We start from the raw sequence: 12,651 nt of genomic DNA, 5'->3' as shown, positions 1-12,651 counted from the left end.
CGTCCTCCGGAGGTTGTGCGGTCAGGAAAAGATCGCGCTCAGGCGACCGTATTCACCGTAGTCCACACTGATCTCATCCCCCGCCGCCACCGGCACAGCGGAGCAGAAACTGCCCGTCAGCACGATCTCCCCGGCGCGCAACACCACGTCTCGCTGGGCCAGCGTATCCGCCAGCCACACCAGGGGTGCCAGCGGATGGCCGAGGACGTCCGCCCCGGTTCCCTCCGCAGCCTTCTCCCCGTTGCGGAACATGGTCGCCCGCACCGCGGGAAGCTCGGATACCGCGACGTCGGTGGTGGGCCCCAGGATGACCGCGGCGCCGGAGGCATTGTCAGCCACCGTGTCCACCAACGTGATGTCCCACTCCTTCACCCGGGAGTCGATGACCTCGATGCTCAGGTGGGTGGACCGGATCGCCCCGGCCACCGAATCCAGGTCTTCCCCGGCGCCGAGATCACGGTCGAGGATGAATGCCAGCTCCGGTTCAACTCTCGGGGCGATGAACCGGCCCACCGGGATCTCTGTGCCGCTGTCAAAGACCAGGTCCCGGGTGAAGAACCCGAAATCCGGGCTGGCGACGCCCAGTTGCTGCTGCATCGCCTGCGAGGTCAGCCCAACCTTCCGGCCGGCGATTTCCCTGCCTTCCACTTGCCGGGCACGTTCCTGCAGCAGTTGGATGTGGTAGGCGCCGTCCAGATCGAGGCCGGGAATCAGGTGGCGCGGCGGGGCGATCGGGAAGCCGGTACCCGTGGCGTCGAGAAGCATCTCCGCGACGGTTTCCGGCGAGTTCCGGAAGCTCACTGCTCTTCTTCCTCGTCGGAGCTCTCCGCCTTGCGCTCGGCAGCCTCGCGCTTGATCTGCTCCGCGAAGCGCTCCGGGTCAAACTCCTCGAAGTGCTCCTTGCCGACGAACTGTTCCTGTCCCATGGTCCTGTTCCTTTCTGCCGGATTCGTGGTGGGGCCCATTGTGCCAGCTCTAGCTGCCCGGCTCCTGCATGTAGTGGCGCACGAGGTCCGCCCACACCCGGTCGGCCCGGTTGATGACCTTGAGACGGCCCTGTGGGTCCGGCTGAGCGTCAATATTGAGCAGGAGCCCGCGCACCTCCCGGGCCTCCCCCAGCAGCTCCCGCAGGCGCAGCGCGTCGGGGTCGTCAGCGGCGGCGGAACTCACATTGTCCATCCGGCCCTCGAACTCGGTGCCGATGCCCTGGGTCAGCCGCACGCGGTCCCACCACAGCAGCACCTGGTCCAGGCGGGCGCCGGCGTCGGAGGCCATGCCACCCAGCTCCCGGTTCAACTGCTGATCGGCCTTCCGGTTCCGGCGTCCCAGATAGACACCGACCCAGCCATAGCCGAACAGTAACAGACCGAGGAGTATCCCGGCGATCGGCAGGAGCACCCCCAACAACGACAACACCCCGCCGACCAGCCACATGATCAGGCCGATGACCAGCACCACCACGACCAGCATGGCGCAACCCCCACCTGCCGATCCGCCCCTACTCATTGAGATCCTCCAGAATGGCGGCGCCGGCGGCCCCGGCGAGGTCACCGAGCAGAAAACCGAGGAACACCACCACCACAGCAGCCAATGTCCAACCGATGGCGGCCGGGATGCCGTGGCCCCCGGCGCGGACGTCCTCCCGGTGCCGGATCAGTGTCTCCAGGTCCTTCGAGGTGGCGCTGATCCGTGCCGTCACCTCCCGATAGCGGCCGGCGGCGAACTGCCGGGAAACACTTCCCTGCCGAGGCAACGAGAAGACGTCTGCTCCCGTCAGCAGACCGAAGGCGGCTTCCCGCTCCTGCCGCACCCAGCGTATGTCGGGGGTTTTCGGGGAACCCTGGTCTGTAGAAGCCGGGTTGCTCCTGCCCTGCATCATCGGAAGATTCCTCCACTCGTGTCATCGCCGGCCGTGGGCCGGGGAACGTTGTCCGGCATCAGAACCGGGTTCTGTGAGTCACCGTAGAAGCGCCTCCGGACATTGACTGGACTGCGCGGGGAATACTCGTTCGAAACGGGGCGGAGCGGTCGGCGACGGATAGACCTCGAACCCACGGAGGAACCGCATGACTCCACCGCCGGAGAGATCCGCTGCGGTGTTCTGGCGACCAGGGTAGAGCCAGGAATTAAACGGATGTCCTCAGCGTCTGACCTCGGATGGCGGAGGAGATTCTGCAGGTCGGCCGGGACGACACGAACATTCCGCTTGTGTACACCTGCACCAATGACGTCTGGGGCCGGTAACCCGGAGCAGTACACGCGCTCCATGGTTACCGACCCCAGTCAGTTCCGCCCCCGGTCGGCGGGCGGCCGCCGGTCTAACGGACCTCGGTGTTCTCGATCGAGGTCTTGATGAACTGCTTCACTGCGGTGGCATCATTCGGCAGATCCACCACGTGGCGCTCCGCCTCCATGATGCCGGCAAAACGCTCCGGGATCTCCGGCTCGGTGCCGATGGCCTCCTTGATCGTGTCACCGAACTTGACCGGCAGAGCGGTCTCCAGGCACACGATCGGGGTGTCGACGTCCTTGCGCCAGTCGCGGGCGACGAACACGCCGTCAGCGGTGTGCGGGTCGATCAGCACACCGAGCCGCTCCCAGGTGTCGCGGATCGTGGCGATGCGATCGGCGTGGGTGGACTTCGCGGACCCGAAGCCAAACTCGTCAATGACGTCGAGCATGCGGGTGTCCTCCGCAAGGGAGAAACCGCCCTCGTCGATCATGTCAAAGAGCTGCTTGACCCGGCCGGCGTCGCCCTCCATCAGGTCGAAGATGAAGCGCTCGAAGTTGGAGGCGCGGGAAATATCCATCGACGGGCTGGAGGTGGCGTGGGTCTGGGCCGCGGTGCGCGGCGCGTAGTAGCCGGTGTTGAAGAAGTCGTTGAGGACATCGTTTTCGTTGGTCGCCACGATCAGCCGGTCGATCGGCAGTCCCATCTGACGGGCGATGTGGCCGGCGCAGATGTCCCCGAAGTTGCCGGTGGGCACGGAGAACGAGATCTTCTGGTCATTGGTTTCGGTCAGCTTCAGCCAGGTCGTGACGTAATAGACGATCTGGGAGACGAGCCGGGCCCAGTTGATCGAGTTGACTGCGCCGATGCGGTGCTCGGCCTTGAACCCAGCGTCAGCGGAGACAGCCTTGACCACGTCCTGGCAGTCGTCGAAGACTCCGTCGAGCGCGACGTTGAAGATGTTCGGGTCGTTGAGGCCGAACATCTGGGCCTGCTGGAAGGGGGTCATTCGGCCGGCCGGGGTCAGCATGAACACGCGGATGCCCTTCCGGCCGCGCATGGCGTACTCCGCGGCGGAGCCGGTGTCACCTGAGGTGGCACCGAGGATATTCATGGTCGAGCCGCGGCGGTCCAGTTCATATTCGAAGAGTTCGCCGAGCAGCTGCATAGCCATGTCCTTGAAGGCCGCGGTCGGGCCGCCGGAGATGTGCGCGAGGAAGATCCCGTCATCCAACTCACTGACGGGGACGATCTCGGGGTCCGCGAACTTCTCGGGGGCATAGGCCCGCTCACACATCGCCTCGATCTCCTCGGCCGGGATGTCGTCGATGTAGAGCTTGAGCACCTCGGCGGCGACCGCCGCGTAGCCCTTGTCCGCCAGCAGGGTCTGCCAGGAGCTCAGTGTCGCATCATTGAGCTCGGGGTATTCGGCGGGCAGATACAGCCCGCCGTCCGGCGCCAAACCACCGAGCAGGATGTCGGTGAACTTCGCGGGGGTTTCTGACGTGTCTCTGGTTGAAATGTAATCCACACCATTCACCTTACTGACTCCATCTCACAAGGACAGCCGTCAGAACGAGGGGATCCCCCGGCATCGGCCCCGGGATCGTCGTCCTCTGCGGGACTTCCGGAGGCCGGCACGTCACACTGTCCCCAGTCCGGAACCAGGCGGGGCACCGCCCGTGGCCGCCCTGAGCACCCTGAACCCGAGTAACACAGCTAAGGTGAATCCCTGTGAGTACCGTCCCAGCCCCAGATCCCCGTGAAGTCGTGACCCGCCGCGCCCTGGTTGTCTGGGTGTCGGCGGTGCTCCTCTATGTCGTGGCGATCACCGGTCGTACCAGCTTCGGCGTCGCCGGCGTGGACGCAATCGAACGTTTCGGGGTCGACGCCTCCCGGATCGCGGTGTTCACCGCCGTCCAGGTGGGCGTGTACGCGTTCGCCCAGATCCCGATGGGCATGCTCATCGACCGTTTCGGGCCGCGGAAGATGCTGGTGGTCGGGGCGGTCATTATGGGGCTGGGCCAGATTCTCCTCGGCCTGACCTCATCCTATGGGGTGGCGATTGTCGCTCGTGTGCTCATCGGCGCCGGTGATGCCTCGGCTTTCCTGTCGGTGATGCGTATTCTCCCCTACTGGTTCCCGCTGAAGAAGACGCCGTTGTTCACGCAGCTCACGGCCGCTGTCGGACAGCTGGGACAGTTCATCTCAGCCGTGCCTTTCATGGCGCTGCTGCACGTCGCCGGCTGGGTACCGGCGTTCGTCGGCTTGGGCGCGGTCGGGATCCTCGTCGCCATTGCCGCGGGAGTGGCGGTTGCCGACTCCCCGGACACCGATGCCGCCGCCCAGGCCGCCCGGGCGGACCGGCGAGCCAGGAAGGTCGCCGAAAAATCCGGCGACCGGGACCTGTTGCAGCAGTTGGACGCCCAGGCGAAGGGGCTCGACGCTGCCGTGGCAGAGCGTGAACGCACCAGCGTGTGGGCCCTGTTGGGCATCGTCGTGCGCAGCCCCGTGTGCTGGGTGGGCTTCTTCATCCACTACACCTGCATGCTTCCGCAGGTCGTGTTCACTCTGCTGTGGGGAGTGCCGATGATGACCCTGGGCATGGGGCTGTCGTCCCAGAATGCTGCCCTGGTTCTGACGATCAATACCGTCGCCACAGCCTCCGTCGGTCCGCTCCACGGTTTCATTTCCTCCCGGATGGGTCCGCGCCGCGACCTCGCGGCGTTGGTGTTCACTCTGGGTATCGGCGCCTCCTGGCTGATTTTCTTCTACAGCGAGAGCCCCCACGGACTGGTCGCGATCATCCTCGTCAACATCGTCACCGCTGCTTTCACCCCCTCCGCCAACTATGGCTTCGACCTGGTGCGGGAACGCCTGGACCGGAAGTTCGTGGCCACCGGTACCGGTTTGTCCAACATGGGTGGTTTCCTGGCAGCGATGGTTGCCTCCCAGGCCGTTGGCATCGTGCTGGACTGGAGCGCAGGGGGCCAGCCTTATGGTTGGGAGGACTTCCGCATCGCCTGGATGGCGGTCATCGTCGTCTGGGCAGTCGGTGTCGTGGGGCTGTTGATCTCCCGGGTCGTGGCCAACCGGTCGTGGCAGCGGATGCAGGCGGACGAAGCGCACCGCGCCGTGCGCGTGGTACAAAACACCGAGGCCACCGGGTGGGAGGAGAACACCGACCGGTAGACACCAGCCGCTACTCGGCAGGTGTCTCGCGGAGCAGGTCGGCCAGAGCCACCCCGAAATTGGTGCCCGGGGGAGAATCATAGGCCGTATCCGGCGCGCTGTCCTCGGAGCTCTCGGACAGGGCGTCGGCGCTCAGCCCGGTGGGTGTCTCCTTGTCCGGCAGGTGACGGGCCTCGGCGGCCAGTACCGCTGCCCCGCTCTGAATTTCCGGGTGGGAAACCACTAGGCCCGCTGCGAGCAGGCCCGCAGCGGCTCCCGCGGAGACCAGGGAGCGCGCCAGGCGGCGGGGGAACTCCACGACCGTAACCTCCTTGTTGCTGTTCGGTCACTGTTTCGTGACTCAACTCTGAGGTTAGGCGGCTGGCATGTGCCGGGGATGGATCCGGGCTGTCAGAAGCCTGGCAAGCGCGGGGCGCGCGGGGCTCGGTCTGCACCGGCGTGTTGACGGGGGGTGCGCCGGGCCTGCCGTCTCCCCCGCCACTGCCCTCAGTGGCGGCCGCGGGGTGGGTCCTGCCGGCCGGTGAGGATGTCGATCACGCTGCGGATCGCGGCGTCGCCGATGCCGGAGGTGTCCACGAAGTCGAAGGGGCTGCGCGGGCCCCGGTACCGGTCCTCGCCCCAGCTGTCACGCCGGGGGCGGCTCGGCCCCTCCCGTCGGTCGCCCGGGCGCGGTCCCGGGAAGCCGTCGTCGATGATCTCGGTGTCGTCGAAGTCATCATCGGGGTCATCCACGTCGACCAGGTCGCCGCCCTCCGCCGCGGAGCGGTCCGCGAAGCTCGGGAAAAAGGCGTCCACGTCAACGCTCAGGCTGAGCGTGCTGCCGTCGAAGCTGATCTCGTCGTGGGGGTCCATACCGGCGGAACGGGCTGCGTCGACCAGCGCCACCAGGTCGCCGAAGCTGGCGTCGCTCAGGTCGATGGAGAGATTAAGTGCCATGTCAGAGGTTTCCTTCCGGATTTCGGTCTGTCATCTCCGAGTGTAGGGGTCGCTGACCAGCTGCGTCGACACCCTTAGGGGTTAGTTCAGGGCGCTTCCGGAGCTGGTGCGCACCCACCGGGCCGCCGGGTCAGTGAAGACCCTGGCGGCCGCTGGTCCCCTCCCCCTCCGGTTCCATGGTCGGCTCGCCCCAGAATACTTCGTCGACGACCTGCCGGGCCCGTCTCGTGACCTTCAGGTAGTTCTCCAGGAACCCCCGGTTGTCATCCGGATCCCAGCCCGCGGCACCGGCGACCTGCGCGAGCTGGTGCCCGGGATGAGGGAGCTGGTCCGTGCGCTTACCGCGCGCCAGTACCAGGGCGTTTCGGGCGTTGGTGGCCAACAGCCACGCATCCTTGAGCATCTCCGCCTTGTCCGGGGCCAGGATCCGCTCCGCGGCCAGTATGTCGAGGATTTCCAGTGTGGAGGTATTGTGCAGCCGCTCATACTCGTCCGCATGCATCATCGTCAGCAACTGCGCCGTCCATTCCACATCCGTCAAGCCACCGCGCCCCAGCTTGGTGTGGGTGTTGCGGTCCGCGCCGCGGGGCAGTCGTTCATCGTCCACGCGGGCCTTCATTCGGCGCACCTCCCGGATGGTGCTCTGGCTGGCGCCACCCACCGGGTACCGGTATTTGTCGATGGCCCGCAGGAAAGCCAGCCCCACCTCTTTGTCACCGGCCACGTAGGTGGCGCGCAACAGAGCCTGGATCTCCCAGGTCTCACCCCATCGTCGGTAATAGGAATCATAGGACTTCACGGTGCGCACGATCGGGCCACTGCGGCCTTCGGGGCGCAGCCCCAGGTCGACCTCGAGGGGCGGGTCCGCGCTCGGTTTGGCCAACCGGCCGCGCATCCGGTCACAGATTCCGATCGCCCAGGCAACCGCTTCATCCTCGGCCACTCCTGCGACGGGCTCCGCGACGAACATGACATCCGCGTCCGAGCCATAACCCAGCTCAGCGCCCCCGAGACGGCCCATGCCGATCACGGAGATCCGGGCCGGTGGTTCCGTCCGTCCCTTCTCGTGGAGGTTGAAACGGATCTCGGACCGCAGTGCAGCCTCCAGGACCGCGTCCCAGACCAGCGACAGACTCCGGCAGACCTCCCGGACGTCCATCATGCCGAGCAGATCAGCCGCCGCCACCCGAGCCAGCTCGGCGCGCCGCAGGGAACGAGCCACCTTGATCGCCTTGTCCGGGTCGAGGTGACGTCCCGCGGAGGTGATCAGGGAGTGCCCCACGGTCTCCGCTGATTTCTCCAGGAGCTTCGGCCCCTTCGCACCGTCGCCCAGGGACTTGACGAAATCGGGGGCGGCGATGATGAGTTCCGAGGTGTACGGGGAGTTCCCCAGGATCTTCATCAACCGCTGCCCCACGATGCCCTCGTCGCGGAGCATGCGCAGGAACCAGGTCCGGTCATAGGCTGCGTCGGAGAGTTTCCGGTAGTTGAGCAGCCCCGCATCGGGGTCCGCGGTGTCGGAGAGCCACTCCATCAGCGAGGGCAGCAGCACCGCCTGGATCTTGGACTTGCGGGTCGCACCGGCGGCCAAGGCCGCCAGATGCTCGAAGGCCCGGCCGGGAAACTGGTAACCAAGCGCGGCCAACTGCAGCTTGGCTGCCTCCGGCGACAGCTTGAGCACGTCCACGGACATGTTGACCACGGAGTGCAGCAGCGGCCGGTAGAACAGGCGCCGGTGCGTCGAGGAGATCAACAGCCGCACCTTGCGCAGCCGGTCCAGCATGGCGGCACTCGCGGTGTTGGCCGCGGTGTTCGCGAATCCGGCGGTGATCGCCAACCACTGCAGGTGCTCTTCATCGTCGGCTGGTGGCAGCACATGGGTGCGGCGCAGCCGGTGCAGTTGCAGCCGGTGCTCGAGTAGGCGGAGGAACTCATACGCCGCGATGAGGTCCTGGCCGTCCTCGCGGCCGATATAGCCGCCGGAGATCAACGCCTGCAAGGCATCGATGGTGTTGAGCACCCGCAAGGACTCGTCAGACCGCCCGTGCGCCAATTGCAGCAGCTGCACGGCGAACTCGACGTCGCGCAGTCCCCCGCTCCCCAGTTTCAGTTCCCGATCCCGCAGATTTCCGGGAACATTGTCGACGACCCGACGCCGCATCGCCTGGACGTCCGAGACGAAGCTCTCCCGCTGACTGGCGGTCCACACCATCGGCTGGAGCTGTTCCTGGTACGCCCGGCCCAGTGGCAGGTGGCCGGTCATCGGCCGGGCCTTCAACAGCGCCTGAAACTCCCAGGTCTCCGCCCACCGACGGTAGTAGGCGAGGTGGCTGGCCAGTGTCCTCACCAGTGCGCCACTCTTTCCCTCTGGCCGGAGATTGGCGTCCACCTCGAAGAAAGCCCGGGAACTGATCCGGTTGAACTCCCCGGCCAACCGGGTCGCCCGGGCACTGGCGGGCTCCGCCACGAAGACGACGTCGACATCGGAGATGTAGTTGAGTTCCCGGGCCCCGCATTTCCCCATCGCGATCACCGCGAGGTGGGTGTCCACGGGTTTGTCGTCGTAGACTTCCGCCACCGCCACCGCCAGCGATGCGGTGAGCGCGGCGTCGGCAAGATCGGCCAGCAAGGCGGTGACCGTCCGAAACGCCACCTCCGGCTGGCCGATCCGGCGCCGGGAGCGCGGGTAGCTGCCCGCCAGATCGTGGGCGGCGATTCTCATGAGCAGGGTGCGGTACGCGAATTTGAGCGCTGTTTCAGATTCCGCCGGATCGCGGCGGGCACGATAGGTACCGACGGTGTCCAGGGCTGCGCTCGCGGTATCGGAACTGTCTGGCCCCGATGCGACTACGACACCGTCATCCTCCACCTCAATGACCGCCGGCACCGCGTCAACGGTGGACAACATCTCCTGCATCATCTCTTCGGCGGTCGGCAGCGGTTCCGCCAGCTGCGGCCACAGGTCCGGATTGGCAGCCAGGTGGTCCCCCAAAGCTGTGGAGCCGCCGATCAGGGCCACCACCCGCACCCGCAGGGCGACGTCGCTCCGCAGCGCGCCGTCAAAATCCTGGCGCCGGCGCGTCGGTGCCGAGGACATCCGTTGCTCGGAGGACGAATAGGTCACCCCGTCAAGTTCATCGAGGGCCGTCATGATGCGGACCAGGGTGTTCAACGCCAGATCGGAGTCACCGGCACCGCCGATCGCCCACAGCAGATCCGCCGATTCGGGGTTGTTCCAGCCGAGCCACTCCAGGTCTTCGGCGGCTCGGGGGCGCTGCAGGCCCAGCACTGCCGGCGTCGGGATGGTGGGCCTGCCGGTTCTCGGGGTCGTCATGGTCGGGGTCTGATCTCCTGAAGATGGCGTGGGGGACATCCCGCGCGGGGTGGTTGCTCGGACAAGGCTGATCGACAACGGCTAATAGCCGAGGTTCTCCCGTAGTTCCCAGGGAGTGATCTGCTGCTGATAGTCGTGCCACTCATTCCATTTGCTGCGCAGATAGAACTCGAAGACGTGCTCGCCGAGGACGTCGGCCATCAGTTCAGATCGTTCGAACTCTCGCAGGGCGGCCTCCTGGTCGGAGGGCAGATCGACGTACCCCATCGCTCTGCGTTCCCGGCGGGTCAGGTTAGAGATGTTGTCCTCCGCAGGTTCATCCAGCACATAACCTTCGCGGATGCCCTTCAATCCGGCGCCGAGCACCACCGCGAAGCCCAGGTAGGGATTGACCGCGGTGTCGAGGTTGCGCACCTCCACCCGGCGCGATTCCGCCTTGTGCAGACGGTAGGTGGGCACCCGTACCAGTGCGGAACGGTTGGACACCCCCCACGTGGCGGCCGTCGGCGCCTCATTGCCGAACATCAGCCGCTTATAGGAGTTGGCCCATTGGTTGGTCACCGCAGTCATCTCCGGGGCGTGCCGGAGCACTCCGGCGATGAACTGTCGGCCGGTCACGGAGAGACTGATCTCATCATCCGGGTCATGGAAGGCGTTCTGGTCACCCTCGAACAGGGAGAGGTGGGTGTGCATGGCGGAACCGGCGTGATCCCGGAACGGCTTGGGCATGAAGGTCGCGGCCACCTCGTTCTGCATCGCCACCTGCTTGACCAGGTAACGCAGGGTCATGATGGAATCCGCAATGCTCAGTGCCTCCGCGTGGCGCAAATCAATCTCCTGCTGTCCGGGCGCGGTCTCGTGGTGGGAGAACTCGACGGGGATGCCCATCGACTCGATCGCCATCATCGCCTCCCGGCGCACGGTCCGCGCCTGGTGGTGGGAGGCCTGGTCGAAGTATCCGCCGGAGTCCGTGGGCACGGGCGGCTGTCCCGCAGTGTCGAGATCCTCTACCAGATAAAACTCGATCTCCGGGGAGACCATCGGCGTGAAGCCGTCCGCAGCGGCCGACTCCACCTGACGCCGCAACACCTGCCGGGGATCCGCCCAGGAAGGAGTCCCGTCCGGCATCGTGACGTCGCAGAACATGCGGGCAGTCTGCAGTGGGGAATCCGCCGGATCGAAAGGCAGGATCTGGAACGTGGACGGGTCCGGCAGAGCAATCATGTCCGCTTCGGAGACTCGGGAGAACCCCTCTATGGCGGAGCCGTCGAACCCCACTCCCTCTTCGAAAGCGGATTCCAGTTCGCTTGATGCCATCACCACGGACTTGAGATAGCCCAGGATGTCAGTGAACCAGAGCCGGATGAAGCGGATACCGCTTTCCTCGACGGTGCGGAGGACGAATTCCTGCTGACTGTTCATGCCGACCATCGTAGTTCCGGGGCTCCCACCGGAGCTGGAATGCGGTTCCTGTTTCCGGACCGTGCCCTGTCACGCCGCAGCACCGGGGGTCCTGATTCACCTGCATATGACAAGCTCACGGGGTTACAGAATGTAAACCGGGGGTAGTCATGTCCAGCCTTCCTGATCAACTACCGGTGACCGGGAAGAAGCAGCCCCGGCCCACAACCCACACAAAGGATCTAGGCGATGACCACCATGAACCCCACCCCGACTGACTTCTACCCAGGCTCCGGTCCGCACAACCGCCACCAGGGACCGGTCCCCGAGCAGCTCCGGCAGCAGTATCACCGGGAGCTGACGGACAGTATCTACTTCGCGCTCCTCCAGGCGGCGGCGAAAGGCTGGACTCCGGACGACCTCCGCCATCTGCTCACCTCACAGGTGGACCATCTACTCTTTCTGGTGACACACCGGGTGTGCGGCGGAGAACGGACGGAAGGCGGGGTGGATGTCGCCGAACCCACGCGCGCCGCCTGGCAGCGGCAGTGCCATCCCGTCGAGGAAGTGGCGTTATCAACCGCTGCCCTGGAGAACATCCGTGACCGGCTCCGGGGCCTGCGCCCGTTGCACGACGCCGTGCTGCTGACCGACACGCATGCCGTGGAGGAGCAGGACCGCGCTTTCGCGGCGTTGTCTCCCGAGCAACGGAAAGCACACCACCGCATCACCGCACTGCTGAAGAAGGCGGAGGCGACCAATTTCGAGGGAGAGGCCGACGTCCTGGTGGCCAAAGCCCAGCAGTTGCGCCAGCGCTACCGGATCGAGTCGTTACTGTTTGCCCGAGACAGCCTGGCCGGAGCCGCTGGTCCCGAGCTCGTCGCCCACCGGGTCTATCTTCACTCCCCCTGGGTCCGGCACCAGTTCAGTTTGTTGAGCGGAGTCGCGCAGACCAATTCCTGCGCCACCATGCTGCTGACGCGGGACGGGATCTCCACCGTGGTCGGGCAGTCCGATGATGTCCGACACGTGGCCGACCTCTTCGCCAGTCTGAACCGGCAGCGGGACCATTTCATGCGCACCTCCCCCGGCGCTCACGAAGCCGCGAGCCGGGGCGAGACCTCTGCCTACCGCCGGAGCTTCATGGTTGCCTACACCGCCCACATCACCGTCCTGCTCGCCGACGCCACCCGCCACGCATCCGCCGGGAATCCGGGGCACCGGGAGACTCTCCCGGTGCTGGCCGCCCGCGGGCACCGTGCACAGCAGACCCTGGCGGGGCTGTTCCCCCGATCCAGGTCGATCACCTTCACCTCCCGGCACCCTGGTGGTCACCGCGACGGGGTCTCTGCCGCCCGGCAGACCCGCCTAGATGATTGATTCCGGGGGTTTAGTGGTCGTACGCGATCAGTGACCGCAGCACCGGCTGGTCGGTGGCGTGGTTATGCCAGATCACCGCGGTCAACGCCAACAACCGCCGCACAATCCGACTGATCACCCCGGAAAGGGTCCGGCCACCGTGGCGCTCCAGGCCCAACTGGCCTTTCAACGTGTCAAA

The 12,651-nt window shown here is 66.0% G+C and carries 11 protein-coding genes and 1 pseudogene; 2 read left to right on the top strand and 10 right to left on the bottom strand.

From position 1 onward, the window contains the following. Positions 1-21: 21 nt before the first annotated feature. From ACQCVD_RS11690 to thrC, 5 genes are all read right to left on the bottom strand, one after another. Positions 22-801 carry a 2-keto-4-pentenoate hydratase gene (locus ACQCVD_RS11690; protein WP_426823941.1) on the bottom strand — a complete coding sequence of 260 codons (780 nt, stop codon included), beginning with the start codon at positions 799-801 and terminating at the stop codon, positions 22-24. Continuing rightward, positions 798-926: a hypothetical protein gene (locus ACQCVD_RS11685; RefSeq protein WP_426823940.1), complete on the bottom strand. Its 129-nt coding sequence runs from the start codon at positions 924-926 to the stop codon at positions 798-800. Before ACQCVD_RS11685 ends, ACQCVD_RS11690 begins: the two co-directional genes overlap by 4 nt. Positions 927-975: 49 nt before the next feature. Then, entirely contained in the window at positions 976-1,506 is a 531-nt protein-coding gene (locus ACQCVD_RS11680) for a hypothetical protein (RefSeq protein ID WP_426823939.1), read from the bottom strand. After that, the gene (locus ACQCVD_RS11675) at positions 1,499-1,879 is read right to left on the bottom strand and encodes a hypothetical protein (RefSeq protein ID WP_426823938.1); all 381 of its coding nucleotides are present in this window, start codon (positions 1,877-1,879) and stop codon (positions 1,499-1,501) included. Before ACQCVD_RS11675 ends, ACQCVD_RS11680 begins: the two co-directional genes overlap by 8 nt. 439 nt (positions 1,880-2,318) lie before the next feature. Further along, positions 2,319-3,761 (bottom strand): threonine synthase, encoded by a 1,443-nt coding sequence (thrC, locus tag ACQCVD_RS11670; protein ID WP_426823937.1) that lies wholly within the window; start codon positions 3,759-3,761, stop codon positions 2,319-2,321. A 203-nt stretch (positions 3,762-3,964) separates the two neighbouring features. Between thrC and ACQCVD_RS11665 the strand changes: the two genes are divergently transcribed. Beyond that, entirely contained in the window at positions 3,965-5,422 is a 1,458-nt protein-coding gene (locus tag ACQCVD_RS11665; protein ID WP_426823936.1) for an MFS transporter, read from the top strand. Between the two features lie 10 nt (positions 5,423-5,432). On the opposite strand, the gene ACQCVD_RS11660 is transcribed toward ACQCVD_RS11665, so the two are convergent. The 4 genes from ACQCVD_RS11660 to ACQCVD_RS11645 all read right to left on the bottom strand — a co-directional run bounded on the left by ACQCVD_RS11660 (position 5,433) and on the right by ACQCVD_RS11645 (position 11,114). Beyond that, positions 5,433-5,720, bottom strand: coding sequence for a hypothetical protein (locus tag ACQCVD_RS11660; RefSeq protein WP_426823935.1), 288 nt, complete (start codon positions 5,718-5,720; stop codon positions 5,433-5,435). A 188-nt stretch (positions 5,721-5,908) separates the two neighbouring features. Further along, a complete protein-coding gene (locus ACQCVD_RS11655) occupies positions 5,909-6,358 on the bottom strand; it encodes a hypothetical protein (RefSeq protein WP_426823934.1) in 450 nt (149 codons plus the stop codon). A gap of 130 nt (positions 6,359-6,488) precedes the next feature. Next, positions 6,489-9,692 carry a bifunctional [glutamine synthetase] adenylyltransferase/[glutamine synthetase]-adenylyl-L-tyrosine phosphorylase gene (locus ACQCVD_RS11650; protein WP_426823933.1) on the bottom strand — a complete coding sequence of 1,068 codons (3,204 nt, stop codon included), beginning with the start codon at positions 9,690-9,692 and terminating at the stop codon, positions 6,489-6,491. A gap of 81 nt (positions 9,693-9,773) precedes the next feature. Further along, positions 9,774-11,114, bottom strand: a complete 1,341-nt coding sequence (locus ACQCVD_RS11645; RefSeq protein ID WP_426823932.1) for a glutamine synthetase family protein — start codon at positions 11,112-11,114, stop codon at positions 9,774-9,776. Positions 11,115-11,342: 228 nt separating this feature from the next. Here ACQCVD_RS11645 and ACQCVD_RS11640 point away from each other — a divergent pair, with 228 nt between their 5' ends. Next, positions 11,343-12,473: a DUF2786 domain-containing protein gene (locus tag ACQCVD_RS11640; protein ID WP_426823931.1), complete on the top strand. Its 1,131-nt coding sequence runs from the start codon at positions 11,343-11,345 to the stop codon at positions 12,471-12,473. A gap of 10 nt (positions 12,474-12,483) precedes the next feature. On the opposite strand, the pseudogene ACQCVD_RS11635 reads toward ACQCVD_RS11640, so the two are convergent. Beyond that, positions 12,484-12,651: pseudogene (locus tag ACQCVD_RS11635) on the bottom strand (IS982 family transposase); the annotation flags it as partial.

This window comes from Corynebacterium halotolerans, assembly GCF_050107895.1.
Taxonomy (GTDB): domain Bacteria; phylum Actinomycetota; class Actinomycetes; order Mycobacteriales; family Mycobacteriaceae; genus Corynebacterium; species Corynebacterium halotolerans_B.
The sequence above is the reverse complement of the archived record's forward strand: the minus strand, read 5'-3'. Positions and strand labels throughout refer to the sequence as shown.

Excerpts from the sequence above, each read along its gene's own strand:
- ACQCVD_RS11680 (WP_426823939.1), bottom strand. The coding sequence starts at position 1,506 with ATGAGTAGGGGCGGATCGGCAGGTGGGGGTTGCGCCATGCTGGTCGTG.
- ACQCVD_RS11650 (WP_426823933.1), bottom strand. The coding sequence starts at position 9,692 with ATGACGACCCCGAGAACCGGCAGGCCCACCATCCCGACGCCGGCAGTG.
- ACQCVD_RS11685 (WP_426823940.1), bottom strand. The coding sequence starts at position 926 with ATGGGACAGGAACAGTTCGTCGGCAAGGAGCACTTCGAGGAGTTTGAC.
- ACQCVD_RS11655 (WP_426823934.1), bottom strand. The coding sequence starts at position 6,358 with ATGGCACTTAATCTCTCCATCGACCTGAGCGACGCCAGCTTCGGCGAC.
- ACQCVD_RS11640 (WP_426823931.1), top strand. The coding sequence starts at position 11,343 with ATGACCACCATGAACCCCACCCCGACTGACTTCTACCCAGGCTCCGGT.
- ACQCVD_RS11675 (WP_426823938.1), bottom strand. The coding sequence starts at position 1,879 with ATGATGCAGGGCAGGAGCAACCCGGCTTCTACAGACCAGGGTTCCCCG.
- ACQCVD_RS11645 (WP_426823932.1), bottom strand. The coding sequence starts at position 11,114 with ATGAACAGTCAGCAGGAATTCGTCCTCCGCACCGTCGAGGAAAGCGGT.